At 73.5% G+C, this 22,686-nt stretch carries 29 protein-coding genes; 8 read left to right on the top strand and 21 right to left on the bottom strand.

What is annotated here, in order from left to right:
• Positions 1-62 precede the first annotated feature (62 nt).
• The gene (locus ACI8AP_RS01185; protein ID WP_456587496.1) at positions 63-602 is read left to right on the top strand and encodes a GIY-YIG nuclease family protein; all 540 of its coding nucleotides are present in this window, start codon (positions 63-65) and stop codon (positions 600-602) included.
• A 279-nt stretch (positions 603-881) separates the two neighbouring features.
• Here ACI8AP_RS01185 and ACI8AP_RS01180 read toward each other — a convergent pair whose 3' ends face one another.
• Genes ACI8AP_RS01180 through ACI8AP_RS01170 form a run of 3 tightly spaced genes read right to left on the bottom strand, consistent with a single transcriptional unit; the run spans position 882 to position 2,788 of the window.
• Positions 882-1,802 carry a DUF6910 family protein gene (locus ACI8AP_RS01180; protein ID WP_456587495.1) on the bottom strand — a complete coding sequence of 307 codons (921 nt, stop codon included), beginning with the start codon at positions 1,800-1,802 and terminating at the stop codon, positions 882-884.
• 41 nt (positions 1,803-1,843) lie between these two features.
• Positions 1,844-2,359, bottom strand: a complete 516-nt coding sequence (locus ACI8AP_RS01175) for a DinB family protein (RefSeq protein ID WP_456587494.1) — start codon at positions 2,357-2,359, stop codon at positions 1,844-1,846.
• Between the two features lie 54 nt (positions 2,360-2,413).
• Positions 2,414-2,788 carry a hypothetical protein gene (locus ACI8AP_RS01170; protein ID WP_456587493.1) on the bottom strand — a complete coding sequence of 125 codons (375 nt, stop codon included), beginning with the start codon at positions 2,786-2,788 and terminating at the stop codon, positions 2,414-2,416.
• A gap of 126 nt (positions 2,789-2,914) precedes the next feature.
• Here ACI8AP_RS01170 and ACI8AP_RS01165 point away from each other — a divergent pair, with 126 nt between their 5' ends.
• The gene (locus ACI8AP_RS01165; RefSeq protein WP_456587492.1) at positions 2,915-3,145 is read left to right on the top strand and encodes a hypothetical protein; all 231 of its coding nucleotides are present in this window, start codon (positions 2,915-2,917) and stop codon (positions 3,143-3,145) included.
• A 13-nt stretch (positions 3,146-3,158) separates the two neighbouring features.
• Here ACI8AP_RS01165 and rdgB read toward each other — a convergent pair whose 3' ends face one another.
• Both rdgB and rph read right to left on the bottom strand, forming a co-directional pair.
• Positions 3,159-3,770, bottom strand: a complete 612-nt coding sequence (gene rdgB, locus ACI8AP_RS01160; protein ID WP_456587491.1) for an RdgB/HAM1 family non-canonical purine NTP pyrophosphatase — start codon at positions 3,768-3,770, stop codon at positions 3,159-3,161.
• Entirely contained in the window at positions 3,767-4,504 is a 738-nt protein-coding gene (gene rph, locus ACI8AP_RS01155; RefSeq protein WP_456587490.1) for a ribonuclease PH, read from the bottom strand. Before rph ends, rdgB begins: the two co-directional genes overlap by 4 nt.
• A 76-nt stretch (positions 4,505-4,580) precedes the next feature.
• Between rph and ACI8AP_RS01150 the strand changes: the two genes are divergently transcribed.
• From ACI8AP_RS01150 to bcp, 3 genes are read left to right on the top strand one after another with little or no spacing between them, the layout of a single operon-like run.
• A complete protein-coding gene (locus tag ACI8AP_RS01150) occupies positions 4,581-5,402 on the top strand; it encodes a potassium channel family protein (RefSeq protein ID WP_456587489.1) in 822 nt (273 codons plus the stop codon).
• On the top strand, positions 5,399-5,803 hold the full coding sequence (locus ACI8AP_RS01145) for a YjbQ family protein (RefSeq protein WP_456587488.1): 405 nt from the start codon (positions 5,399-5,401) through the stop codon (positions 5,801-5,803). Before ACI8AP_RS01150 ends, ACI8AP_RS01145 begins: the two co-directional genes overlap by 4 nt.
• Positions 5,804-5,855: 52 nt before the next feature.
• Entirely contained in the window at positions 5,856-6,344 is a 489-nt protein-coding gene (gene bcp, locus ACI8AP_RS01140) for a thioredoxin-dependent thiol peroxidase (protein WP_456587487.1), read from the top strand.
• Between the two features lie 70 nt (positions 6,345-6,414).
• Here bcp and ACI8AP_RS01135 read toward each other — a convergent pair whose 3' ends face one another.
• The 11 genes from ACI8AP_RS01135 to ACI8AP_RS01085 form a co-directional block, all read right to left on the bottom strand.
• Positions 6,415-6,897, bottom strand: a complete 483-nt coding sequence (locus tag ACI8AP_RS01135; protein WP_456587486.1) for a DUF4262 domain-containing protein — start codon at positions 6,895-6,897, stop codon at positions 6,415-6,417.
• An 87-nt stretch (positions 6,898-6,984) separates the two neighbouring features.
• A complete protein-coding gene (locus ACI8AP_RS01130; protein ID WP_456587485.1) occupies positions 6,985-7,575 on the bottom strand; it encodes a QsdR family transcriptional regulator in 591 nt (196 codons plus the stop codon).
• Between the two features lie 71 nt (positions 7,576-7,646).
• Positions 7,647-8,522: a poly(ethylene terephthalate) hydrolase family protein gene (locus ACI8AP_RS01125; RefSeq protein WP_456587484.1), complete on the bottom strand. Its 876-nt coding sequence runs from the start codon at positions 8,520-8,522 to the stop codon at positions 7,647-7,649.
• A gap of 338 nt (positions 8,523-8,860) precedes the next feature.
• On the bottom strand, positions 8,861-10,309 hold the full coding sequence (locus ACI8AP_RS01120) for an alpha/beta hydrolase domain-containing protein (protein ID WP_456587483.1): 1,449 nt from the start codon (positions 10,307-10,309) through the stop codon (positions 8,861-8,863).
• A gap of 221 nt (positions 10,310-10,530) precedes the next feature.
• Complete coding sequence (locus ACI8AP_RS01115) at positions 10,531-11,472, bottom strand: DNA polymerase domain-containing protein (protein ID WP_456587482.1); 942 nt, start codon at positions 11,470-11,472, stop codon at positions 10,531-10,533.
• A 97-nt stretch (positions 11,473-11,569) separates the two neighbouring features.
• Positions 11,570-12,313: an MBL fold metallo-hydrolase gene (locus ACI8AP_RS01110; RefSeq protein ID WP_456587481.1), complete on the bottom strand. Its 744-nt coding sequence runs from the start codon at positions 12,311-12,313 to the stop codon at positions 11,570-11,572.
• Positions 12,310-13,134 carry a glutamate racemase gene (gene murI, locus ACI8AP_RS01105; RefSeq protein WP_456587480.1) on the bottom strand — a complete coding sequence of 275 codons (825 nt, stop codon included), beginning with the start codon at positions 13,132-13,134 and terminating at the stop codon, positions 12,310-12,312. The genes ACI8AP_RS01110 and murI overlap by 4 nt, the downstream gene beginning before the upstream one ends.
• Before the next feature lie 13 nt (positions 13,135-13,147).
• Complete coding sequence (locus ACI8AP_RS01100) at positions 13,148-13,888, bottom strand: 3-keto-5-aminohexanoate cleavage protein (protein ID WP_456587479.1); 741 nt, start codon at positions 13,886-13,888, stop codon at positions 13,148-13,150.
• Positions 13,889-13,974: 86 nt separating this feature from the next.
• Positions 13,975-14,925, bottom strand: a complete 951-nt coding sequence (locus ACI8AP_RS01095; RefSeq protein ID WP_456587478.1) for a PLP-dependent cysteine synthase family protein — start codon at positions 14,923-14,925, stop codon at positions 13,975-13,977.
• Between the two features lie 46 nt (positions 14,926-14,971).
• Positions 14,972-15,250 (bottom strand): MoaD/ThiS family protein, encoded by a 279-nt coding sequence (locus ACI8AP_RS01090; protein ID WP_456587477.1) that lies wholly within the window; start codon positions 15,248-15,250, stop codon positions 14,972-14,974.
• 156 nt (positions 15,251-15,406) lie between these two features.
• Complete coding sequence (locus ACI8AP_RS01085) at positions 15,407-15,892, bottom strand: Mov34/MPN/PAD-1 family protein (protein ID WP_456587476.1); 486 nt, start codon at positions 15,890-15,892, stop codon at positions 15,407-15,409.
• Between the two features lie 102 nt (positions 15,893-15,994).
• On the opposite strand from ACI8AP_RS01085, the gene ACI8AP_RS01080 reads away from it, so the two are divergent.
• On the top strand, positions 15,995-16,348 hold the full coding sequence (locus ACI8AP_RS01080; protein ID WP_456587475.1) for a hypothetical protein: 354 nt from the start codon (positions 15,995-15,997) through the stop codon (positions 16,346-16,348).
• On the opposite strand, the gene ACI8AP_RS01075 is transcribed toward ACI8AP_RS01080, so the two are convergent.
• On the bottom strand, positions 16,287-16,784 hold the full coding sequence (locus ACI8AP_RS01075; RefSeq protein WP_456587474.1) for a DUF2017 family protein: 498 nt from the start codon (positions 16,782-16,784) through the stop codon (positions 16,287-16,289). The two genes, ACI8AP_RS01080 and ACI8AP_RS01075, sit on opposite strands and share 62 nt — an antisense overlap.
• A complete protein-coding gene (clpS, locus tag ACI8AP_RS01070) occupies positions 16,781-17,077 on the bottom strand; it encodes an ATP-dependent Clp protease adapter ClpS (protein WP_456587473.1) in 297 nt (98 codons plus the stop codon). Before clpS ends, ACI8AP_RS01075 begins: the two co-directional genes overlap by 4 nt.
• Before the next feature lie 60 nt (positions 17,078-17,137).
• On the opposite strand from clpS, the gene ACI8AP_RS01065 reads away from it, so the two are divergent.
• Both ACI8AP_RS01065 and ACI8AP_RS01060 read left to right on the top strand, forming a co-directional pair.
• On the top strand, positions 17,138-18,421 hold the full coding sequence (locus ACI8AP_RS01065) for a nicotinate phosphoribosyltransferase (protein WP_456587472.1): 1,284 nt from the start codon (positions 17,138-17,140) through the stop codon (positions 18,419-18,421).
• Positions 18,422-18,438: 17 nt separating this feature from the next.
• A complete protein-coding gene (locus ACI8AP_RS01060; protein WP_456587471.1) occupies positions 18,439-19,014 on the top strand; it encodes an isochorismatase family protein in 576 nt (191 codons plus the stop codon).
• Between the two features lie 6 nt (positions 19,015-19,020).
• Here ACI8AP_RS01060 and ACI8AP_RS01055 read toward each other — a convergent pair whose 3' ends face one another.
• The 3 genes from ACI8AP_RS01055 to ctaD form a co-directional block, all read right to left on the bottom strand.
• On the bottom strand, positions 19,021-19,215 hold the full coding sequence (locus ACI8AP_RS01055; protein ID WP_456587470.1) for a hypothetical protein: 195 nt from the start codon (positions 19,213-19,215) through the stop codon (positions 19,021-19,023).
• Between the two features lie 163 nt (positions 19,216-19,378).
• Entirely contained in the window at positions 19,379-20,644 is a 1,266-nt protein-coding gene (gene serB / locus ACI8AP_RS01050) for a phosphoserine phosphatase SerB (protein ID WP_456587469.1), read from the bottom strand.
• A gap of 221 nt (positions 20,645-20,865) precedes the next feature.
• Positions 20,866-22,623, bottom strand: a complete 1,758-nt coding sequence (gene ctaD, locus ACI8AP_RS01045; protein ID WP_456587468.1) for an aa3-type cytochrome oxidase subunit I — start codon at positions 22,621-22,623, stop codon at positions 20,866-20,868.
• Positions 22,624-22,686 lie beyond the last annotated feature (63 nt).

The raw sequence follows: 22,686 nt of genomic DNA, 5'->3' as shown, positions 1-22,686 counted from the left end.
GACGCCCGGGTCTCCCCCGCACGACGCCACGGCCCGCCGGAGAGCAGTGGGAGGCTGCGGAAGTGACCGATGCACTCGCCGTCGCGAACGAGTTGTGCGGGCCACCGGCCGATGCGGAGCGAGCGGGCGGACAGATCCCGCGTCGCTCCGGTCTCTACGCCTGGTGGGCTCGGGCGGCGACGCTGCCCGGGGTGTCCGGCCCGGCTCATCCGGGCGTCGAAGGGCTGGAGCTGCTGTACATCGGCTTGGCTCGGGACCTGCGTGCCAGAGTGGTCGGCAACCACTTCCGAGGCCCGACCGGTTCCTCCACCCTGCGCCGTGTCCTGGTCGCGCTGCTGATGCCGTCCGAGAGTTACACCACCCGGTGGACGACGGACCGCGTCGTCCCGGTCGACGCTGACGAGTCGCGGCTGTCCGAGTGGATGCGCACACACCTGCAGGTGACGTGGGCGGTGCACCCGGAACCGAAGGCGGTGGAGGCGGCCGTCATCGCCGAGTCGGCCCCGCCGCTCAACCAGCGGGACAACAAGGCCCACCCGTCGTACGAGATGATCAGAGCGGCGCGGGCGGCCTACCGCGCCTCCGCCGGCCCTCGCCCGTAGCCCACCCGCTGGACGGCGTTGGGACTCCGCCCGGAGCGACCGTTCAGGGCGACGGTGGTGGCACCTCCTTCACCTCGCGACCGGGCATCACGAACCGTCGTCGACAGTGCGGGCAGGTCAGGAGAGGTCCGTCAGGGTGGCCGCAGCGCCGCTCCACGACCTTCAGGTGGGCGGCGTCGTGCGGGCAGACGACGAAGTCCATGGGATGACGCCAACCGCCCCGGCCCGCCGCTCCCGCCCGTGCCGGCCGGTGGCGCGCTCCCGGGCGTGGGCGGCGGCTCAGCGCAGGTCGACGCGCAGGTCCAGCTCGGCCGACGGGGTGTCCGGGTCGTCGTCGTCCACGACGGCCAGCAGACGCACCACGCCGTCCTCGATGCCGCGCAGCGCCAGGCCCTCGACCTTCTGCACATGGCCGTCCACCTCGGGGATGGGCACGACCTCCTGCACGGTGTCGCCGTCCAGCAGCGCGATCGCGGTGGCCACCACCGGCCCGTCGTCGACCGCGTTCGGGGTGTCCTCGGCGGCGGCGCTCAGCAGCACCCGGCCGTCGGGCAGCGCGACCGCGTCGGTGACCGCGAGGCCCACGCCCTCCACCTCGCCCAGCTCGTACTCGCGGGGCCGGTCCACCGGGACGGCGGCGGGCTCGGCCCGGCGCAGGACGGCGGCGACCAGGTCGTGCAGCGGCACGTCGACGCTCGCCGAGCGGACGCCGGCGAAGAGGTTGCCCCGGTTGAACCACCGGACCACGTCCCCGTGCCGGCTCGCGCCTTCGAGGTTCACGTGGTCCATCGGCAGCCCCAGGCGCTCGGCCATGCGCTGGTACACCGGGGTCAGCTCGGCGGAGCGCACCACCGGCTGCCCGTCCTCGAGCCGCACGAGGACCGCGTGCATCCGCCGGGGCGTGGACCCCGAGCCCAGCAGGAGCACGGCGGGCTCCCCGTCCACCTCCGCGAGGCAGGCGACCTCCAGGTCGGGCTTGAGGTGCTTGGTGCCGTCGGACTCGCGGAAGCTGCGCAGCCCCTCGACGGGTGGGAGCACCGGCACCGCCAGCACCTCGCCGGGACGGCGCCAGGCGGCGATCGTCGAGTCGTCCTGCACCACGAGCCAGCCGTCCCCGAGCGGGGCCACGCCCGAGGCCGCGGTCACCGGGGTGCCGTCGGCGAAGCTCAGCGTCCGGGCGGCGTCCACGAAGACCTGCATCGCTGGGGTGTGCCCCGGGTGACGGCGGGTCACGCGCCCGCTCAGTAGTAGCCGGTCCCCCCGTCGAGCATCTCCCGGAGCAGGTCGAGGTGCCCCACGTGCCGGGCCACCTCCTCGACCATGTGCCCGAGGATCCAGCGCAGGGACAGCGCGTCGGCTCCGTACTGCCCGTTCCGGCCGCGGTCATCCAGCGACGCCGCCGCCACGATCCCGTCCGACACCGCGCACTGGCGGGCGTACTCGTCCAGCAGCCGCGCCAGCGGCACCCCCTCGACGCGGAAGTCGGCGTCCCCTTCCTGGCCGAACTGGGGGTTGGGTGCGGCGGGCCGATCGAGGAACAGCACCTCGAACCAGCAGTGTTCGACCCAGCGCAGGTGGGAGACCAGGCCGGCCACCGTCATCAGCGGCGAGGTCGGCAGGAGGGCGCGGTGGGCGTCGTCCTCGCCCAGGCCCTCGCACTTGTGGTGCACCAGCGAACGCTGCAGGTCCAGCCAGCCCCCGAGCTGAGCCCGCTCGTCCGCGGCCCCGGGCGGTCGGACACGCGGAGGCGGGTGCACGGGGCCGGACGCTAGCGCCCCGCCCCCGGAGCTGTCAGCCGGGTTCCGCTCCGGTCAGGTCCAGAGGACGGCGATGAAGACGTTCAGGATCGCCAGCGCCCCGGTGGAGTGGAAGAACGGCAGCGGCGACTTCGGAGCGGCCCGGCCGGCGTCGGCGGCCTGCTGCTTGCGCGCGGCCAGGAACACCGTGACCACGGCCAGCACCGTGACGACGAGCTTGACACCGATCTTGGCGTGGTCGACGGGGAGGTCGTCGGCCTCGCGGATGCCGACCAGCGCCAGGCCGCTCACCAGCTGGGTGAGCGCACCGATCGTCATCAGCGTCGTGTCGAACCCGGCCTTGCGGCTCACCTGGAACAGGAACGGCCCGATGATCAGGGAGAGGCCGAGGATGTGGACGACGACGAGGAGAAGACGGACGAGCTCCATGCCCCGGAGGCTACTGAGGCGGCGGGAGTGCACCCCGTCACAGAACCTGGTCGGGCCGTTCACCCAGCCGGGTGGCGTCGCCCCGGTGCCCCTCTCGCCCGGCGGGGCACCGGCCGATGGGAGGGCATGACCTCCGGCGCCACCCCGACCACGACCTGGCTGCCGGCCGCCATGGTGCGCGCCGCCGTCGTCCACTCCCCCGCCGCCGCACCTGCCCGTGGCCGGCACCGCGCCCCGGAGTTCGAGGCCCCGGCGCGGGTGCCCGACGAGGAGCAGCTGCTCCGCCCGGGCCGGCACGCCGAGCCCGAGGAGGAGGACTCACTCGCCTGGCTCGGCTTCGCGCTGCGCCGGGACTGACCCGACCGGGGGCTCAGCGCCCGGCGAGCACCTCGGTCAGCACGGGCACGAGCGCCACGAACGCCTGCCCCCGGTGGCTGCGGGCGTCCTTCTCGGCGGGCTCCAGCTCGGCCGAGGTGAGCTCCAGGCCTTCCGGGACGAACACCGGGTCGTAGCCGAAGCCGTTGCTCCCCCGCTTCTCGCGGATCACCCGCCCGCGCCACTCCCGCTCCAGCACCCGCTCGGCGCCGTCGGGGGTGACCAGCGCCGCCGCGCAGACGAACGCCGCTCCCCGCCGCTCGTCCGGCACGTCGGCGAGCTGCCCGAGCAGCAGCGCAGTGTTGGCGTCGTCGTCACCGTGCTGGCCCGACCAGCGCGCCGACAGCACGCCGGGCATGCCGTTCAGCGCGTCCACCGCGAGCCCGGAGTCGTCGGCCACCGCCGGCAGACCGGTGTAGCGGACCGCCTCGCGCGCCTTGAGCAGGGCGTTCTCGGCGAAGGTCGCCCCGGTCTCGGGTGCTTCGGGGTACTCCTGGACGTCGCGCAGCCCGACCACCTCGACGCCGGGCACCGCGCTCGCGAGCAGCCGCTGCAGCTCGGCGAGCTTGCCGGCGTTGCGGGTGGCCAGCAGCAGCCGGGTGCTCATCGGACCACCGGCTCCAGCGACAGCGCCGTGGCCTGCAGGCGGGTGAGCTCGGCGCAGCCGGCGACCGCCAGGTCGAGCAGCGCGTCCAGCGCCGCACGGTCGAAGACCGCGCCCTCCGCCGTCCCCTGCACCTCGACGAACCCGCCGTCGCCGGTGCAGACCACGTTCATGTCGGTGCCGGCCCGCACGTCCTCCTCGTAGGCGAGGTCCAGCCGGGGCTCGCCGTCGATGATCCCGACGCTGACCGCGGCGACCGACTGGACGATCGCCGTCGGCCGGGCCAGCCGCTTCCGCGCGCCGAGCCAGGAGACGGCGTCGGCCAGCGCGACGTAGGCGCCGGTGATGGCCGCGGTGCGGGTGCCGCCGTCGGCCTGCAGGACGTCGCAGTCGATGGCGATGCTGTTCTCCCCCAGCGCGCCGAGGTCGACGGCGGCGCGCAGCGAACGGCCGATCAGCCGGCTGATCTCGTGGGTGCGACCACCGATCTTCCCCTTCACCGACTCGCGGTCGCTGCGGGTGTGCGTGGCGCGCGGCAGCATCGAGTACTCGGCGGTCACCCACCCCAGTCCCGAGCCCTTGCGCCACCGCGGAACGCCCTCGGTGACGCTGGCCGCGCAGAGGACGCGGGTGCGGCCGAACTCGACGAGGACAGAGCCCTCGGCGTGATCCAGCCAGTTGCGGGTGATCGTCACCGGGCGGAGCTGCTCGGCCGTACGGCCGTCGGGGCGGGTCACGGCCACCGACAGTAGTGCCCCGTGCAGGACCACCACGGCGCATGCCCGGAGCGGTGTCCCGTTAGCGTCGGCGGGCATGGCGGCGACCTCCCTGACCGATCCGCGGCGGGAGCGCTGGGAGCGCTCCACCGACTGGATCCTCACCGCGGCCGCGCTGCTGTTCCTGGCCGCCTACGCCTGGCCGGTCCTCGAACCCGACCTCGCGCCGCCGTGGCCCACCGTCTGCCGCTGGGTCACCTGGCTGAGCTGGCTGTGGTTCGCCGTCGACTACGGGATCCGCCTCGCCCTGTCGGAGCACCGCCGGCGGTTCGTCCGGACCCACCTGTTCGACCTCGCCGTCATCGTCCTCCCGCTGCTGCGGCCGCTGCGGTTGCTCCGCCTGGTCACCCTGCTCCACGCGCTGAACCGGCACGCCGGGCACTCGCTGCGCGGCCGCGTCGCGGTGTTCGTCGTGGGCGCCACGGCCCTGCTCATGTTCGTCGCCGCCCTGGCCGTGCTCGACGCCGAGCGGAACCACCCGGAGGCGAACATCGACGGCTTCGGCGAGGCGCTGTGGTGGGCCTTCGCGACCGTGACCACGGTCGGGTACGGCGACCGCTACCCCGTGACCGCCGAGGGGCGGGTGGTCGCCGCCGGTCTCATGCTCACCGGTATCGCCCTGCTCGGGGTGATCACCGCGACGTTCGCGTCCTGGCTGGTCGAGCGCGTGCAGCAGGTGGGCGAGGAGTCCGAAGCGGTGACGCGACGCGACCTGCAGGCGCTCACCGAGGAGGTCGCCCGGCTGCGGTCGCTCCTGTCGGCGGATCCCCGCGGCGACGGATCCGACGCCGCCCCGGGGAGCCGCGGTACCCGTCCACCGCACACCGGGCCGGCGGACCGGGCAGGATCGTCGCCATGAGATCGGAGTTGCGTGCCGTCCGGACCGGGGGCGCCCCCGTCGTCGTCGACCTCACCGACGACTGCGCCGACTTCGTGCGGTCCGAGGACGACGGCCTGCTGCACGTCTTCGTCCCGCACGCCACCGCCGGCCTGGCGATCCTGGAGACCGGCTCGGGCAGTGACGACGACCTGCTGGCCCAGCTGGAGGAGCTGCTCCCCCGCGACGACCGCTGGCGCCACCGGCACGGCAGCCCGGGGCACGGGCGCGACCACGTGCTGCCGGCGTTCGTCCCGCCGCACGCCAGCGTGCCGGTCCTCGAGGGGCGGTTGATGCTGGGCACCTGGCAGCGGATCTGCCTGGTGGACACCAACACCGACAACCCCCAGCGGCAGGTGCGCTTCTCCTTCCTGCCCGGGTGAGCCCCGCCGCCCCCTTGCAGGGCCGCCCCCGGGACACGGCAGGATGCGCGGCATGAGCGAGACCGACGCCGCCCCCGTCCGCCTCACCCCCGGCGACCCGGCGCCGGACTTCACGTTGCCCGACGCCGACGGGAACCCGGTGTCGCTCTCCTCCTACCGCGGCCGGCGCGTGATCGTGTACTGCTACCCGGCGGCGCTGACCCCCGGCTGCACCACCCAGGCCGTCGACTTCACCGCCGCCGCCGGCGACCTCGCCGAGGCCGGGCTCGAGATCATCGGGATCTCGCCCGACCCGGTGGAGAAGCTCGCCCGCTTCCGCGAGAAGGAGGACCTGGACATCACGCTGGTGTCCGACCCGGACAAGCAGGTGATGCAGGCCTACGGCGCCTACGGCACCAAGAAGCTGTACGGCAAGGAGGTCGTCGGCGTGATCCGCTCGACGTTCGTGATCGACGCCGAGGGCCGGATCGAGCGCGCGTCCTACAACGTCAAGGCCACCGGGCACGTCGCCAAGCTGCGCCGCGACCTCGGCCTCGACTGAACGACGACCAACCCGCCACTCGCAGGCCGGCGGCGGGGCCCTGCGGGGCGGCCGTGCCCGGGACGTCGCTCTACGCGCGCCACGTCCCCGGCCGGGGCTGGCACTCGGGCGGGCAGGGATAGCCGGGATCCCAGGGGAAGACGCCCCCCTCGTGGGCCCAGGTGAGCTGGTGGGCGGGCACCGAGAACTCGTCCGGCCGCTGGTAGAAGCGATTGGCCGAGAACAGCACGTCGGCCGGGTTGGGCAGCGTCTCGACGGCGAGCCGGCGCTCCCGGTCGAGGACGAGGAGCTCGCCCGGCACCAGGTCCCGCCCGGCGAGGACCAGGCCGGCCACGGTGTTCAGCATGGCGCAGGCGGTCCCGTGGCCCACCCCCACGACGACGAGTTCGGGATGGCCCACCCCGAACAGGCCGACGGTGTAGCCGAACGGCGGTTCGTCGGACTCCTCGCCGCGCATGACGTATTGCACGGCGACGCGGTGGGCCCGGATCGTCTGCGCCATCCGGCTGTCCTCCTGGTCGAGCCAGGCCAGCGTCTGCGGATCGGTCGTCATGCGACAGAGAGTGCGGCTCACCACCGACAACCAGGGCGCGGCCGGCTCGGGCTGTGGACGGGCGGCGCGCCTGGGGACGACCGCCGCTCAGCGGTCGTCGAGGCCGAAGACGCTCGTGATCAGCGCGTCGAGCACCGTCGTCGCCGCCTTGAGGTCGGGCGCGCGCGCCGCCAGCACGTCGGAGTAGAGGAAGGACTCCCCGAGCCGGACCACGGCGAGCGCGAGCAGCGGAACGGCGATCTGCGGCTCGAGCCCGTGCTCGTCGACGTCGTGCTGGAACAGTTCGGTGTAGGCCTCGACCACCCGCGGCTGGACCCGGCCCTGCGGATCGGTGAGCACCCGGATCGCCGTCGCCGGCTCCTCGTCGAGGAGGCGGCGGATCGGGAGGGCGGTGCTGAGGGCGTAGCGGAAGTCCTCGCTGACGGCCAGCGAGCGCAGCCGGGTGGGCGCCCCGGAGGGAGCCGGGCGGGCGTCGTGCTCGCGCTCGATCGCCCGCAGGGTCCGCAGGCCGAGGAAGGCCAGGGCCTCACCGAGGATCGCGTCCCGGTTGCCGGCCCGGCGGAACAGCGTCGCGCGGGAGATGCCCAGCTCCACGGCGAGGGCGCCGGTGTCCAGCCGGCGGCCGCTCATCAGCGTCCGCGCCGCGTGGCGGACGATCTCCTCGGGGACGCCGCTCACAGCAGTGAGCCTAGGCCAGGAGGGGCGGGCCCCGACGTCGTCGGAACCCGCCCCGCCGGCCTAGGGGGTGCTCACATCGGGCAGGTGGACCGGTAGTCCGAGATGCTGCCGAAGATCGACACCGTCGGGCCGGGGCACAGGAACTGGGTGTACCGGGTGTCGGCGTCGACGTACCGCTTCAGCCAGGCGATCGAGCTGGACGCGATGTCGGCGTTGGGGCTGTTCGGCGCGAAGTGGCTCGCGTTGTTCAGCTCCAGGTAGGCCCGCTCGGAGGCGTTGGTCAGGCTGTTGTAGAACGGGATCGAGTGGTTGCTGACGGGCGCGACGCTGTCGTTCTCCGCGCCGATGACCAGGGTGGGCGTGCGGACCTCGGGCCAGGTCTTGTCGACGTTCCAGCCGGTCAGCGGGATCGCCGCGCGCAGCGCGGGCCGGTCCTTGGCCGCCTCGAGCGAGCCGCCACCACCCATGGAGTGCCCCATCACCGCCAGCCGGGAGGCGTCGACCCGCGACCGGACGGCGCTGGAACCGGTGAGGTAGTCCAGCGCGGCCAGCAACTGGTCACCGCGGGAGGCCGGCTGGTCGTAGCGGGAGTTGGTGTTGAACGTGATGACGACGAAGCCCTGCGAGGCGATCCGCGGGCCCAGCCAGGCGATCGTCGACTCCGACGCGGTGTACCCGGGCGAGATCGCCACCCCGCCGAACGTGCCCGCCGACGTCGTCGTCGGGTAGTAGATGGTCGCCGAGCCGAAGCCCGGGGTCGACCAGTCCGACACCGACGTCGTCGAGACGGCGAACGGACCGCGCTCGGCGGTGATGCTGGCCTGGGTGGGGGCGGGGCCCCGCCACCAGGCGGGGTCGGCGGAGGCGGGGACCGACGTGGCGACGACCGTCGCCAGCGTGAGGGCGAGCGCCGCGGAGGCGCGCGCCAACAGGCGTGGAATGGGCACGGTGGACCTTTCGGAAGGAGTGTCGCGACCGACGGTCGCGACGACCGAGGAGGACGTACGCCGGCGCACCGGGCCCGGTTGTGATGCACATCACCGCCGACGTGGCGTCAAGGTAGCGTCACGCTCTGCAGGTGCGCAACACTTTCGGCAAGTGTTTCAGAACTGCCTGGTCCAGGGCCCGTCGGCCGCCTGCGTGGGGGCCGCCCACGCCTCCCTCCGGCAGGCGTCCGGGGCCGGGACCGGCCGATCCGCCCCCTCCCGGCCCTCCGGCCTGCCCTCGACCCGGACACGCGAACGGCCGGCCCCCGGAGGGGCCGGCCGTCCGACGTGCCAGGTGCTCAGCCGCGGTCGTCCCGCAGCTGCTGCCGCAGTTGGCGCTCGACGACCAGCGCCTCCTGGTAGTTCTCCTTCGCGTCGGCCTTCTCGATGTAGCCGGCCCGCAGGTTGGCGTGGTCGACCGCCAGCACGCCGTTGATGTACTCACCCTTGCGCGGGTACAGCGCCGTGAGCTGCTCGAGCGTGAACGGCTGGTGGGTGCCGAACAGGCGGCAGAAGCTCGCGCCGCTGTTGTAGCCCGCGTTCAGGGCGGTGGGCACCGCCACCTGGGAGAGCTGGATGCCGCCCTGCGCCAGCCCCAGCTCGTTGCGCACCTTGTTGCCCTCGTCGTCGAACTCCAGGTACGGCGCCGACGGAGGTGCGATCCCCTTCTCGGCCCAGCGCGCGAGGTGCGCGTAGGCGGCCGCCGTCACGTGGTGCATCGGCACCCGGCTGAACGGCGGGAGGTCGCAGTCGTACTGCGGTGCGCCACCGAGGTCGCGCTCGGAGAGCGGGGCGCGGTACTCCTGCCCCTGCCAGCCCGAGTGGGCCGCGCCCGCGACTTCCCAGCGCCGGAACACCTCGTCGTCGGGACGCCGGGCCGCCGCCGCGGCGGCCGTCACGTCGGTCTCGGACTGCACCTGGAACACCGGCTCGTCCCCGGCCCGGCTCGGTGCCGTCCCGACGATGATCGCGTAACCGTCGAACACCGGCTCGACCTTCGGCAGGACGTGGTCGTAGTAGGCGCTCTGGTACCGGGTGGACTGCGATGCACCGATGGAGAGCAGCGTCTCGATGTCCAGGCCACCCATCGGGTCGACACCGGTCGGGGCGACGAGCGCCTTGGCCGCCTGCGCGTAGATGTCCATCGCCAGCTGGTCGAGGGCGTACTCACCCCCCGCCGTGACGTCCAGCGAGCCGTACCGGGTCGGGCTCCACTCCCGCAGCTGGTCGACGCCGACCTGCTGGGCGGAGACCCCGATCCAGGCGTCACCGTCGCGGGTCACGTCCTCGAAGTTCCACAGCGCGTCGAGGTCGTAGCCCGCCGTGACGTTCTGCCACTCGACCAGGGCGGTGCCGCTGAAGTGCCGGGGGTTCGCCGGCCGGCGGACGACGATCCGCGTGGTGTAGGGGACGTCCTCCTCCAGCAGCGTGCCCGGGGCGATGTCCGGGGTGCGGGGGCTGGCGTAGGCATCGGCGAGGCCGGAGACGAGGAACTCCTCCTCGACGTACCCGACGCCGGCGAGGTCCTGGTACGTCGCGAAGAACGGGTAGGTCTCCGCCAGGTCGTCGGAGAGCGGGCTGCCACCGAGATCGCTGGGCAGCGGCCCGGTGACCTCGGCGTCGCGGATCGGCACACGGACGTCGTCCGCAGCTCCGGCCGGGAGGGCCGGGGCCAGCAGTGCCAGGGCCACACCCAGGGCGACGGTGGTGCCGCCGGCCCGGGCGCTCAGGGGCGTGGGAACGGGCAAGGGAACTCCTTCTGCTGCCCCTGGGCACCCCGACGGGCACCCTCGAGGAGCAGCGGTCAGATGGGGAGCGAACGAGTTCCAGGCCCAGAACCATGACGCCGATCACATGGCGTCCCCTGCAAGCTAGCCCGACGGAGGACCGCTCGACAACGGTTGCTGCAACAAATCCTCGCCTTGTTGCGGAGCCTGCCGCCGCACGGGCCGGAGCCGCCCGGCGCCCGTCACCCGTCGTCCCCGGCTTCCCGCCGGAGGCGGGCCCGTCGCTTGCCCTCGTGCATCGCCTGCACACGGGCGACCGGGATGGTGTGCCCCTCGGCGACCAGGTCGGCCGGCAGCCGCTGGGGATCGGGCAGCAGGGCCGCCCAGTCGGGGAGCCCCGCCGCCCCGGAGGCGACGGTGGGCTCCCCCGGGCGGACGGACCCCAGGTCGTTCCAGTCGACCGGGGCGGACACCGGCAGACCCGGCCGCACCCGCGGGCTGTAGGCGGCGGCGACCGTGCCCGTGCCCGAGCGGGTGGAGTCCACGAAGACCCGCCCCTGCCGCTCATCCTTGAGGAACGCCGTCGTGGCGATCCCCGGGTCTAGCTGCGCCGTGCGCTGCGCGAGCGCCCGGGTCGCCGCGGCGACGTCCTCGACCGGAGCGCCGCGCACGGGCACCACGACGTGCAGGCCGGTGGCGCCGCTGGTCTTCACCGCGCCGGCCAGGCCGGCCTCCTCGAGCGCCCGCCGGGCCAGCCGGGCGACCGCCACGACGGTGGAGAACTCCACCCCGTCGGGCGGGTCCAGGTCCAGCACGAGGCCGGTGGGCTCGCGCGACCCGGCCCGCAGGAACGGGACGTGGAACTCGACCGCGCGCTGGTTGGCCAGCCACATCAGGGTGCGCCGGTCCTCGCAGAGCACCTGGTGCACCTCGCGGTGCGCCGACTCGGCCCAGACGGGCACGGTGCGCACCCACGCGGGGGCGCCCTTGCTCACGTTCCGCTGCATGAACGGCGCCTGGCCCGGCCGCACCCGCACCACCGAGAGCGGCCGGCCGGCCAGCAGCGGGACCAGCCGGTCGGCGACGGCGTCGAGGTGGTCGACCAGCGCGCGCTTCGAGACCCCCAGCCCGTCACCGAGCGGCGAGTCGAGGCTGCTCAGCGGCACGCCGTCCCGCTCGTCCATGGGGTCACCGTTCCGCGATCGCGGCCATCCGGCAACCGGCCCTCGTGCGGGGGCCCGCCGCGAGCCTGCGAGCGGTGGGGGCAGGAGGGCCGGTTCCTCAGATCTCGTAGGTGGCGCCGGGGCTGACCAGCTCGGTCTCGGAGAACACCGAGCTGGCCGCGAACAGCTGGCCGATGTGGTCGACCCAGGCGGGCACGTGGGTGAGCAGCAGCCGGCCCACCCCCGCGGCCGCCGCGTGCTGGGCTGCCTGCCGCCCGGTGAGGTGCAGACCGGGCGGCTGGTCGGGGGCGTTGTCCGGGTGCGCCGCCTCGGCGAGCAGGACGTCGGCCCCGCGGGCGAGCTCCACCAGCCGGTCGCTGGGGCCGGTGTCGCCGGTGTAGACCATCGACCGGCCACCCGCGGTCAGCCGGATGGCGTAGGTCTCGACCGGGTGGGCCGTGCGGGCCAGCTCCACCTCGAAGGGCCCGATGCGGAGGGCGCCCGGGCCCACGGGGACGAAGTCGAAGACGTCGGTCAACCCGTCGCCGTCGCCGTCGTAGGCCAGCGCCAGCCGGCGCTCGGCACCCACCGGCGCGTACAGCGGTACGAGCGCTCCCCGGGACCGGCCGGAGTAGCGGTGCCAGACGACGAACGGGGCGACGTCCAGGCAGTGGTCGGCGTGCAGGTGCGACAGGAAGACCGCGTCCACGGCGCCCGGGTCCACGACCCGTTGCAGCGCGCCGAACGCGCCGTTGCCGAGATCGAGCACGAGCTGGAAGCCGTCGTGCTCCACGAGGTAGCAGGACGCGGGCGAGTCGGGACCGGGGCCGCTGCCGCAGCACCCCACGACGGTCAGCTTCACGCGACCCCCGCCCGTCCGGCGCCGAGCACGGCCCCGATCTCCGGCCCGAGGAAGCGGCGGCCGAGCCGGGCGAACGGCTCGGGGTCGCCCGTGGCCAGGAAGGCGTGCTCCGGCGCGGGCGCGTCGGGGTCGCGCAGCAGATCGGTTCGGGTGAGCACCCGGTAGACGTCCTTGGCGGTCTCCTCGGCACTGGAGACCAGCGTGACCCCGTCGCCGAGCACGACCGAGAGCACGCCGGTGAGCAGCGGGTAGTGGGTGCACCCGAGGACGACGGTGTCCACGCCGGCCGCCATGAGCGGATCCAGGTAGGACTGCGCGAGCCCGAGCAGCTGCCGGCCGCTGGTGATCCCGCGCTCGACGAAGTCGACGAAGCTGGGGCAGGCCGCAGAGGTGACCGACACGTGCGGGGCGGCGGCGAACGCGTCGTCGTAGGCGCCGCTGGTGACGGTGGCCTGGGTGCCGATGACGCCGATGCGGCCGTTGCGGGTGGCGGCGATCGCCCGGCGGACCGCGGGGAGGACCACCTCGACCACCGGGACGTCGTAGCGCTCCCGGGCGTCCCGCAGCGACGCGGCGCTGGCGGAGTTGCAGGCGACGACGAGCATCTTGACGCCGCTGTCGACGAGTTCGTCCATGACCGCCAGGGAGTGCCGGCGCACCTCGGCGATCGGGAGCGGGCCGTAGGGCCCGTTCGCGGTGTCCCCGATGTAGCGGACCGCCTCGTTCGGCAGCTGGTCGAGCACCGCCCGGGCGACGGTGAGCCCACCGACCCCCGAGTCGAAGATGCCGATCGGCGCGTCGGCTGCTGGCTGCGTCCCCATGTCGCCGGTCAGGCTAGCCGCCCGCCTCGCCGCTCGCCCCGACGGCGGCGGTGACGGTGGTCGCAGCGCGGATCAGCTCGGCGTTGCCCGGGGCCGGCGAGCCGTCGGGCAGCTCGAGCACGTCTTCCAGACCGATGCGGGTGTCCAGCCCGCGGCGGGCCGCCAGCCGCAGCGCCGGCCAGGCGCTGCTCCCCTCCCCGTGCAGCAGCACCGGCGCCCGGTCGCCGACGGCCGTCAGCAGGCGCCCGGCCGCCGTCCCGGTGCCCGCCTCGTCCAGCCCGTCAGGCAGCTCCAACAGCACGCGCAGGCAGCGGTCGCGGTGCGGCGAGGCGGCCCACGCGGCCGCACCGGCGAGGTGCCAGAGCCCGGCCTCCACCCCGATGCCACGGTCGAGCAGCGCCGCCGCGACGCCGTCCGCGCCGTCCTCGTGCCAATTCAGGGAAGCGAAGTCCGGCACCACCGCCCAGCCGCGGATCGCCGCGATCCAGTCGGCGGGGTCGGGCGCCGCCCAGGCCCCCGTGGTGACCCCCACGGGGATGCCCGGGGCGGCCGCCCGCACCGCGTCGACGACGGCGGCCACGTCGCCCGGTCGGAGCGAGTCCGCGCCGGCGTCGTCCTTGGGGTGGACGTGGACGGCGCCGGCGCCGGACGCCACGACGAGCGCGGCGTCCCGGGCCACGGCCGCCGGTGTCACCGGCAGCGCAGGGTGCTCCCCGGGCCGGCGGGACCCGTTGAGGCAGGCCTGGAGGAGCACGCGCCGCACCCTGCCAGACACCACCGACCGAGGTCACGCGCGGGAACGGCCACCCGTCAGCGACCAGCGGGCCGAGCGGGACCGCCTCAGGCCCAGAGCTGGCCCTCCAGCGCGGAGGCCGCCTCCTCGAGCGTGCCGGCGTAGGCGCCGGTGGAGAGGTACTTCCAGCCGCCGTCGCAGACGACGAACACGATGTCGGCCCGGCGGCCCGCCGCGACCTCCTTGTCGGCGATGCCCAGCGCCGCGTGCAGGATCGCGCCGGTCGAGATCCCGGCGAAGATGCCCTCGCGCTCCACCAGCTGGCGGGTGCGGTGGATCGCGTCGTCGGGGCCCACGGAGAACCGTGAGTCCAGCAGCGAGGCGTCGTAGAGCTCGGGGATGAAGCCCTCGTCGATGTTGCGCAGGCCGTAGACCAGCTCGCCGTAGCGGGGCTCGGCGGCGATCACCTGCACCCCGGGCTTGTGCTCGCGGAAGTACCGGGAGCAGCCCATGAGCGTGCCGGTCGTCCCCAGGCCGGCGACGAAGTGGGTGATCGACGGCAGGTCGGCCAGGATCTCCGGGGCGGTGCCCTCGTAGTGCGCGTGTGCGTTCGCGGGGTTGCCGTACTGGTAGAGCATCACCCAGTCGTCGTGCTGGGCGGCCAGCTCCTTGGCGACGGCGACGGCCTGGTTCGAGCCACCGGCCGCGGGCGAGGAGATGATCTGCGCCCCGTACATCTCCAGCAGCTGCCGGCGCTCCACCGAGGTGTTCTCCGGCATCACGCAGATCAGCTTGTAGCCGCGCTGCCGGGCCACCATGGCCAGCGAGATCCCGGTGTTGCCGCTCGTGGGCTCCAGGATGGTCGAACCGGGCTTCAGCAGCCCGTCCTTCTCGGCCGCCTCGATCATCTTGATCGCCGCGCGGTCCTTGATGGAGCCCGTGGGGTTGTGGTCCTCGAGCTTGGCCCACAACCGGACGTCGGGCGTCGGCGAGAGGTTCGGCAGCCCCACCAGCGGGGTGCCGCCGAGGGAGTCGACGAGGGAGGCGAAGCGGGCCATCGGGATGCTCTTCCGGGGAGACGGGCGGGGGCGGAGCGGGGACCGCTCAGCAGCCGCCCGCGACCGCCGGGAGGATCGTCACCGAGTCGCCGTCTTTCACCTGGGTGTCCAGGGCGCCGGTGAAGCGCACGTCCTCGTCGTTGACGTAGACGTTGACGAAACGGTGCAGCTTGCCCTCCTCGGTGACGAGGCGGTTCTTCAGGCCCGAGTGCTTGCTGTCGAGGTCGTCGATCAGCGCGCCGAGGGTGTCCCCGCTGCCCTCGACGGTCTTGTTGCCGCCGGTGTGGGTGCGCAGGATGGTCGGGATACGGACCTCGATGGCCATGGCGTGCTTCTCCTCGGGGACGTCGATGCGTGGGGGCGCTGCACAGGGCAGCGGTCGTGCGTCTGGCGGGTCAACGCCCGGCCGCCGCGCGGGATTCCGGCCCCGTTCAGGGACCCGCGCCGAGCCTGCGAGGCGCGGGGGGAACGGGGTGTTTCTTCAGTCGTAGACGACGGTCGTCGGCGAGTGCCCGAACAGGTAGGACTCGACGATCTCGACCTCCTCCTCCGACACCTCCCCGTCGACGATGCGGTAGCTGCGGAACTCGACCTCGTCACCGGCCAGGCCGGTCTGCGGCCCGTGGTGGCGCGTGGACACCAGCACGTAGTGGGTGCGCGGATCGGCGGCGGGACCGGAGGCGTACCCGATGTCGGTGCGCGAGGGGTAGGCCTCGGTGGCGGTGTGCGAGTGGTAGACGACGACCGGCCACTCGTCGCGGTCGTCCAGGTCGCGGTACAGCGCGAGCAGGTCGGCGCTGTCGAACTCGTAGAACGTCGGCGACCGTGCGGCGTTGAGCATGGGCACGAAGCGCTCGGGGCGCTCGGTCCCCTCCGGACCGGCGACGACACCGCAGGCCTCGTCCGGATGGTCCTTCCGGGCGTGGGCCACGATGGCGTCGTAGGTCGCGCGGTCGATGCGCAGCACGGGGCCAGTCTAGGCGGGGCCGCCGCGCCGCTCCCCCATCGCCCCCGGTCGCACGGACGGGCGGCCGTCGGGAGACGCTCCCGGACCGATACGGTCGGCGTCGTGTGGGTCCCGTCGCTCCTGACCGCCGGCGTCGTGCTGCTGGCCCTTCCGGCGCTCCTCCTGGGGCTACGGGGGCTGTTCCGGCACCGTGGCTACAGCGCGGTCCATCCGGGCGACCGGGCTCCCGTGGTGGTGATCGTCGTCGTGCGCGCCGTGCTCCTGCTGCTGCTGCTCGCCGCCTCGGCCCTGGTCCTGGTGTCCACGATCGGCGCGATGCTCGCCGACGTCGAGCTGCACCGCATGGTCTACGTGCTCTTCGTGCTCGACCTGCTGCTCGCCGCCCTGGTGCTGCTCACCTTCGGCCGGCGCGATCGGCGACGAGCGCGTCCACGAGCGACCCCTGCAGCGCGGTGAGCCAGTAGTAGACGGCGAGCTGGTGGTCGGCCTCGTCCACGATCTCGTCCGGCGGCTCGGTGTCCTCACCGACGTCGATCCGGGTGCCGAGCGCCAGCCGGAGGTCGTTGCTCGTGCGCAGCCAGGCACCGGCCTGGTCGGCGTCCAGGCGCACCTCTCCCCCGTCGGCCGGCAGGGTGGCGCGCACGGTGGCCAGGTCGTCGGCCTTGCCGCCGCGCAGCGCCTGCTCGGTGAGCCCCCGGTAGTCCTCGGCCAGCGCGGGGTCGGTGCGGTGCCCGGCGGGGAACAGCCGGGCCATCACCGGATCGCCGCTGCTGTCGGCCCGATCGGCGGCCAGGAGCTGCTCGAGCTGGTCGAGCAGCAGCCCGACGATGCCGGCCTCGGCCCGGTCGAGCCGGGCGACCAGCCACCCGCCCCGGGCACGGAACGGCTTCACGAGTCCCTCTGGTAGCTGGCCCACAGCCCGTAGGCGTGCAGCCGGCTGGTGTCGTGCTCCATCCGCTCGCGCGGGCCGGAGCTGACGATCGCCTTCCCCTCGTGGTGCACCTGCAGCATCAGCGAGGTCGCCGTCGGCTCGTCGTAGCCGAAGAGCTCCTGCAGCACGAAGGTCACGTAGGTCATCAGGTTCACCGGGTCGTTCCAGACGATGGTGACCCACGGCCGGTCGAGGTCGCCGCGTTCCTCGTCGGTCGTCTCGGGCGTCCGAGTCGGGGCGAGCGGTGCGGCCACGCATCCAGCTTAGGACGTCGCCCGGCCCCGCGGACCCGGCGCCGCCTACGCTGCGGAGCCATGCCGACGGCCCCCGCGCTGCTCACCGACCGCTACGAGCTGACGATGCTGGCCGCGGCGCTCGCCGACGGCACCGCCGAGCGGGACTGCGTGTTCGAGGTGTTCGCCCGCCGGCTGCCCCACGGCCGTCGCTACGGGGTGCTCGCGGGCACCGGCCGGCTGCTCGAGGCGCTGCCCGGTTTCCGGTTCGGCGACGAGGAGCTCGCGACCCTGCGTGCCCAGGGGCTGACCGACCAGCGGCTGCTGGACTGGCTGGCCGACTTCCGGTTCCGCGGGGACATCGACGGCTACGCGGAGGGAGAGCTGTTCTTCCCCGGGTCGCCGGTGCTCACCGTGCGCGCACCGTTCGGCGAAGGCGTCCTGCTGGAGACCCTGGCGCTGTCCATCCTCAACCACGACTCGGCGATCGCCTCGGCGGCCGCCCGCATGGTGGCGGCGGCGTGCGAGCGACCCTGCATCGAGATGGGCTCGCGCCGTACCCACGAGCGAGCCGCGGTGGCCGCGGCGCGCGCGGCCCACCTGGTCGGCTTCGCGTCCAGCTCGAACCTGGAGGCCGGCCGGCGCTACGGCGTCCCCACCACCGGCACCAGCGCCCACGCGTTCACGCTGCTGCACGACGACGAGCGGGCGGCCTTCCGTGCCCAGGTGGAGACGCTGGGGGTGGGCACGACGCTGCTCGTCGACACCTACGACGTCGAGCAGGGCATCCGGACGGCGATCGAGGTGGCCGGCCCGGAGCTGGGCGCCATCCGGCTGGACTCCGGCGACCTGCCCACGCTCGCCACCCGCGCCCGCCAGCTGCTCGACGAGCTCGGCGCGACCCGCACCCGGGTGATCGTCACCAGCGATCTCGACGAGTACGCGATCGCGGGGCTGATGGCCGCACCCGTCGACGGCTACGGGGTCGGGACCTCGCTGGTGACCGGCTCGGGGGCGCCGACGGCCGGCATGGTCTACAAGCTCGTCGAGCGCGACGGCATCCCGGTCGCGAAGCGGTCGGAGGGCAAGAACTCGATCGGCGGGCGCAAGCACGCCGTCCGGCGGCACGACGCCGACGGCACCGCGGTCGCCGAGGTGGTCAGCAGCACACCGGTCGGGCCGCGCGACGGCGACCGCGACCTCGTGGTCCCGCTGGTGCGTGGCGGCGCGCTCTGCGCCGACGTCTCCCCCGCCGAGGCGCTGCGGCTCGCCCGCGAGCACCACGCGCGCGTGCGGGAGGCGCTGCCCGCCGAGGCATGGGCGCTCTCACGCGGGGAACCGGTCCTGGAGACAGTTCCCGCTTGACCCGGGAGGAGCAGCCCATGACCCGCGCGCTGATCGTGGTCGACGTGCAGAACGACTTCTGCGAGGGCGGCAGCCTCGCGGTCGCCGGTGGCGCCGCCGTGGCGGCCGGCGTCACCGAGCACCTGCGGACGGCGGGCGCCGGGTACGCCCACGTCGTCGCCACCCGCGACCACCACATCGACCCCGGCGACCACTTCGCCGAGCACCCGGACTTCCTCGAGAGCTGGCCGCCGCACTGCGTGGTCGGCACCGACGGTGTCGAGCTGCACCCGGCGCTGGACCGCCAGCCGCTCGAAGCGGTCTTCGACAAGGGCGAGTACGCCGCCGCCTACTCCGGCTTCGAGGGCGCGGCCGACGGCGTCGGGATGGCCGACTGGCTCCGCGAGCGAGGGGTCGACGCCGTCGACGTCGTCGGCATCGCCACCGACCACTGCGTCCGCGCCACCGCGCTCGACGCCGTGGCGGCCGGGTTCGCCACCCGCGTGCTGCTGCCGCTCACCGCCGGCGTCTCCGAGGCGACGACCGACGCTGCGCTGGACCAGCTGCGCACGGCCGGCGTCGAGCTGGCCGGAGAGCTCGGACCCAACGCGTGAGCGAGGTCAGGCGCCCTCACCGTCCGTGCTGACCGCGACCACCTCGTCGGGCGCGTAGACCTCCACGCCCACCCCGTCGCGCCGGACGTGCACCTGTCCCATCGCGTCCCGGGAGATCACCACAGTGCCGATCGGCTGGTCCGGCGCGTCCTCCGGTTCCCGGATGCGCACCAGGGACCCGACGGGAAGCTGCTCGTCCACCGGGTCATGATGCCGGGCGCCCCGACGCTCGGCCGGGCTGACGCCCGCGTCGTCCCGCAGTACGGCGTCCTGGCTCGCCGTACCGCGTCCTGGCTCACCGTATGGGGTCCTGGCTCACGACCGACGCTGAGCCAGGACCCCTGACGATCAGGTCACCTGATCATCAGGGCGCCGCGTCGAGGACCTCGTCGCGGGTGAAGCCGAGCACCTGCAGCACCGCGTCGAGGTAGGGCTGGTTGAGCGCCGTGTGCGCCTGCTCGCGCACGAAGGGCTTCGCGTTGAAGGCGATGCCCAGGCCCGCGGTGTTGAGCATGTCCAGGTCGTTCGCGCCGTCGCCGACCGCGACCGTCTGGTCCAGCGGGATGCCGTACTCCTCGGCGAAGCGGATCAGGGCCCGGGCCTTCCCCGGCCGGTCGACGATGTCCCCGACCAGCCCACCGGTGAGGCGGCCGTCGCGGACCTCCAGGGTGTTGGCGGCGGCGAAGTCGAGCCCGAGGCTCTCCGCCAACGGGTCGGTGATCTGCGTGAACCCGCCGCTGACGATGCCGCAGCGGAAGCCGAGACGCTGGAGCGTGCGGATGAGGGTGCGCGCGCCGGGTGTGAGCACCAGGTGCTCGCGCACCTCGTCGAGCACCTCCTCGGGCAGGCCGGCCAGCACGGCGACCCGCGCCCGCAGCGACTCGGCGAAGTCCAGCTCGCCGTTCATGGCCGCGGCGGTGATGCGGGCGACCTCCGCCGCCCGCCCGGCGCGCGCCGCCAGCTCGTCGATCACCTCGCCGCGCACCAGGGTCGAGTCGACGTCCAGCACGATCAGCCGCTTGCTGCGCCGGGCGATCCCGACCTGCTCGACGGCGATGTCGGCACCTGTCGACGCCGCCACCGAGGCGAGCGCGGTACGCAGCGCCGTGGCCTCCGCCCCGGAGACGGTGAGCTCGAAGCTGGTGACCGGGTGGTCGGAGAGCCGGCGGATCGCGTCGATGTTCCCGCCGATGCCCGCGACGGCCCGCGCGGCGCCGGCCACGGCCTCGGGTGGCACCGGCCGCCCGAGCACGATGACGTGGTGCGGGCGCCCCTGCACGAGGGGCGCGTCGGGCCCGCTGGCCGACTCCACCGCCACGTGCACGCCCACGGCGGTCTCGACCTCACCCGCCACCCGCCGGAGGTGGCCGAGCAGCTCCGCCTCGCCCACCGCCGGTCGCCGATCGCCGGCGAGGGCACCGACCACGACGCCGAGCACCAGGTGGCCGTGCACGACGACCTGCTCGACGTCGAGGACCTCCACCTCCGGGCGCCCGTCCCCGTCCGAGGCCAGTGCGGCGAAGAGGTGGGCGGTCACCCCCGGCCGGTCCGCCCCGGTGACCGTGAGCAGCGCCCGCGCCGCGGTGGGGTCGGGCTCGGGCAGCTGGCGGGGCGTCAGGTCGAGCGGCACGCGGTCATCGTGCCGCACGTCCGCCCGGGGACCGCCCGGACCCCTGACCCGCCGGTCGCCGCGATGCGGGACCGCCCGCCGCCCGGGTCTTCCACCCGTGGACGACGGACGCCCCGCCGGCCAGTGGCCGGCGGGGCGTCCGTGACGTTCTGGAACGGCCACCCTTCAGGGACCCGCGCCGAGCCTGCGAGGCGCGGGGGGAAGGGTGGTCCTTCGTCAGGTCAGGTCGGGTCGGGGTCCTTCGGGCCCTGGCGCGCACCGCCGGTACCACCCAGCTCGCTGACACCGGCGTAGGGCTCGTGCCGCTTGCCGACGTGGGCCTCGGCCTGCAGCCGCTCGACGAGGTGCGGGTAGTGGGCCTCGAACGCGGGCCGCTCCGAGCGGATCCGGGGGATCTCGACGAAGTTGTGCCGCGGCGGCGGGGAGGAGGTGGCCCACTCCAGGCTGTTGCCATGGCCCCACGGGTCGTCGCGCAGCGCGAGCTCGCCGTACTTCCAGGACTTGACCACGTTGTAGATGAACGGGAGCACCGAGGCGCCGAGGATGAAGGAGCCGATCGTCGAGACCGTGTTGAGCACGGTGAACGCGTCGGTCTCCAGGTAGTCCACGTACCGGCGCGGCATGCCCTCGTTGCCCAGCCAGTGCTGCACCAGGAACGTGGCGTGAAAGCCGATGAAGGTCAGCCAGAACTGCAGCTTGCCCAGCCGCTCGTCCATCATCCGGCCGCACATCTTCGGGAACCAGAAGTAGATGCCGGCGTAGGCCGCGAACACCACGGTGCCGAAGACCACGTAGTGGAAGTGGGCGACGACGAAGTAGCTGTCGTTGACGTGCCAGTCCAGCGGCGGGCTGGCCAGCAGCACACCGGTCAGACCACCCAGGAGGAAGGTGATCATGAAGCCGATCGAGAACAGCATCGGCGTCTCGAAGGTCATCTGCCCCCGCCACATGGTGCCGATCCAGTTGAAGAACTTGATGCCGGTCGGCACGGCGATGAGGTAGGTCAGGAACGCGAAGAACGGCAGGAGCACCGCACCGGTCGCGTACATGTGGTGCGCCCACACCGCCAGCGACAGCGCGCCGATCGCGATGGTCGCGAAGACCATGCCCTTGTAGCCGAACAACGGCTTGCGGGCGAACACCGGGATGACCTCGGTGACGATGCCGAAGAACGGCAGCGCGATGATGTAGACCTCGGGGTGGCCGAAGAACCAGAACAGGTGCTGCCACAGCATCGGGCCACCGTTCTCGTCCGAGTAGATCAGCGCACCGAGGTTGCGGTCGGCCAGCATGCCCATGATCGCGGCGGTGAGGATCGGGAACGCCAGCAGGATGAGCAGGCTGGTGACCAGCGTGTTCCAGGTGAAGATCGGCATCCGGAACAGCGTCATGCCCGGGGCCCGCAGGCAGACGATCGTGGCGATGAAGTTGACGCCACCGAGGATCGTGCCCAGGCCGCTGACCGCCAGGCCGGCGAACCACATGTTCGCGCCCGCGCCCGGGGAGTTCACGACGTTCGACAGCGGTGCGTAGGCGTACCAGCCGAAGTCCGCCGCCCCACCGGGGGTGAGGAAGCCCCCCACCACGATCAGGCTGCCGAACAGGAACAGCCAGTAGGAGAAGGCGTTCATGCGCGGGAACGCGACGTCCGGCGCACCGATCTGCAGCGGCATGATCAGGTTCGCGAACGCGAAGAACAGCGGCGTCGCGAACATCAGCAGCATGATCGTGCCGTGCATCGTGACCAGCTGGTTGTACTGCTCGGGGGACAGGAACTGCAGCCCCGGCCGCCCCAGCTCACCACGCATCAGCAGCGCCATCAGGCCACCCAGCACGAAGAACGTGAACGAGGTGGCCATGTACATCAGGCCGATGGTCTTGTGGTCGGTGGTCCGCAGCAGGTTCGAGAGCCGCGAGCCCTTTTCGACCACGTGAGCCGGGCTGGGCCGGCTCACGATGGGCGCCGGTGCAATCGTCACGGCTGGCAGCTTAGACCGTGCGATACGGCGCCTCAGGTCGGGCGGGCAGGGCGCGCCGCGAGG

It is taken from the genome of Blastococcus sp. SYSU DS1021 (assembly GCF_054050995.1).
This window is presented reverse-complemented; position numbering and strand designations above follow the sequence as displayed.

Excerpts from the sequence above, each read along its gene's own strand:
- ACI8AP_RS01090 (WP_456587477.1), bottom strand. The coding sequence starts at position 15,250 with ATGGCCATCGAGGTCCGTATCCCGACCATCCTGCGCACCCACACCGGC.
- rdgB (WP_456587491.1), bottom strand. The coding sequence starts at position 3,770 with ATGAGCACCCGGCTGCTGCTGGCCACCCGCAACGCCGGCAAGCTCGCC.
- ACI8AP_RS01165 (WP_456587492.1), top strand. The coding sequence starts at position 2,915 with ATGACCTCCGGCGCCACCCCGACCACGACCTGGCTGCCGGCCGCCATG.
- ACI8AP_RS01135 (WP_456587486.1), bottom strand. The coding sequence starts at position 6,897 with ATGACGACCGATCCGCAGACGCTGGCCTGGCTCGACCAGGAGGACAGC.
- ACI8AP_RS01180 (WP_456587495.1), bottom strand. The coding sequence starts at position 1,802 with ATGCAGGTCTTCGTGGACGCCGCCCGGACGCTGAGCTTCGCCGACGGC.
- ACI8AP_RS01060 (WP_456587471.1), top strand. The coding sequence starts at position 18,439 with ATGACCCGCGCGCTGATCGTGGTCGACGTGCAGAACGACTTCTGCGAG.
- ACI8AP_RS01065 (WP_456587472.1), top strand. The coding sequence starts at position 17,138 with ATGCCGACGGCCCCCGCGCTGCTCACCGACCGCTACGAGCTGACGATG.
- ACI8AP_RS01145 (WP_456587488.1), top strand. The coding sequence starts at position 5,399 with ATGAGATCGGAGTTGCGTGCCGTCCGGACCGGGGGCGCCCCCGTCGTC.
- ACI8AP_RS01115 (WP_456587482.1), bottom strand. The coding sequence starts at position 11,472 with ATGGACGAGCGGGACGGCGTGCCGCTGAGCAGCCTCGACTCGCCGCTC.
- ACI8AP_RS01095 (WP_456587478.1), bottom strand. The coding sequence starts at position 14,925 with ATGGCCCGCTTCGCCTCCCTCGTCGACTCCCTCGGCGGCACCCCGCTG.
- ACI8AP_RS01170 (WP_456587493.1), bottom strand. The coding sequence starts at position 2,788 with ATGGAGCTCGTCCGTCTTCTCCTCGTCGTCGTCCACATCCTCGGCCTC.
- bcp (WP_456587487.1), top strand. The coding sequence starts at position 5,856 with ATGAGCGAGACCGACGCCGCCCCCGTCCGCCTCACCCCCGGCGACCCG.
- ACI8AP_RS01150 (WP_456587489.1), top strand. The coding sequence starts at position 4,581 with ATGGCGGCGACCTCCCTGACCGATCCGCGGCGGGAGCGCTGGGAGCGC.
- murI (WP_456587480.1), bottom strand. The coding sequence starts at position 13,134 with ATGGGGACGCAGCCAGCAGCCGACGCGCCGATCGGCATCTTCGACTCG.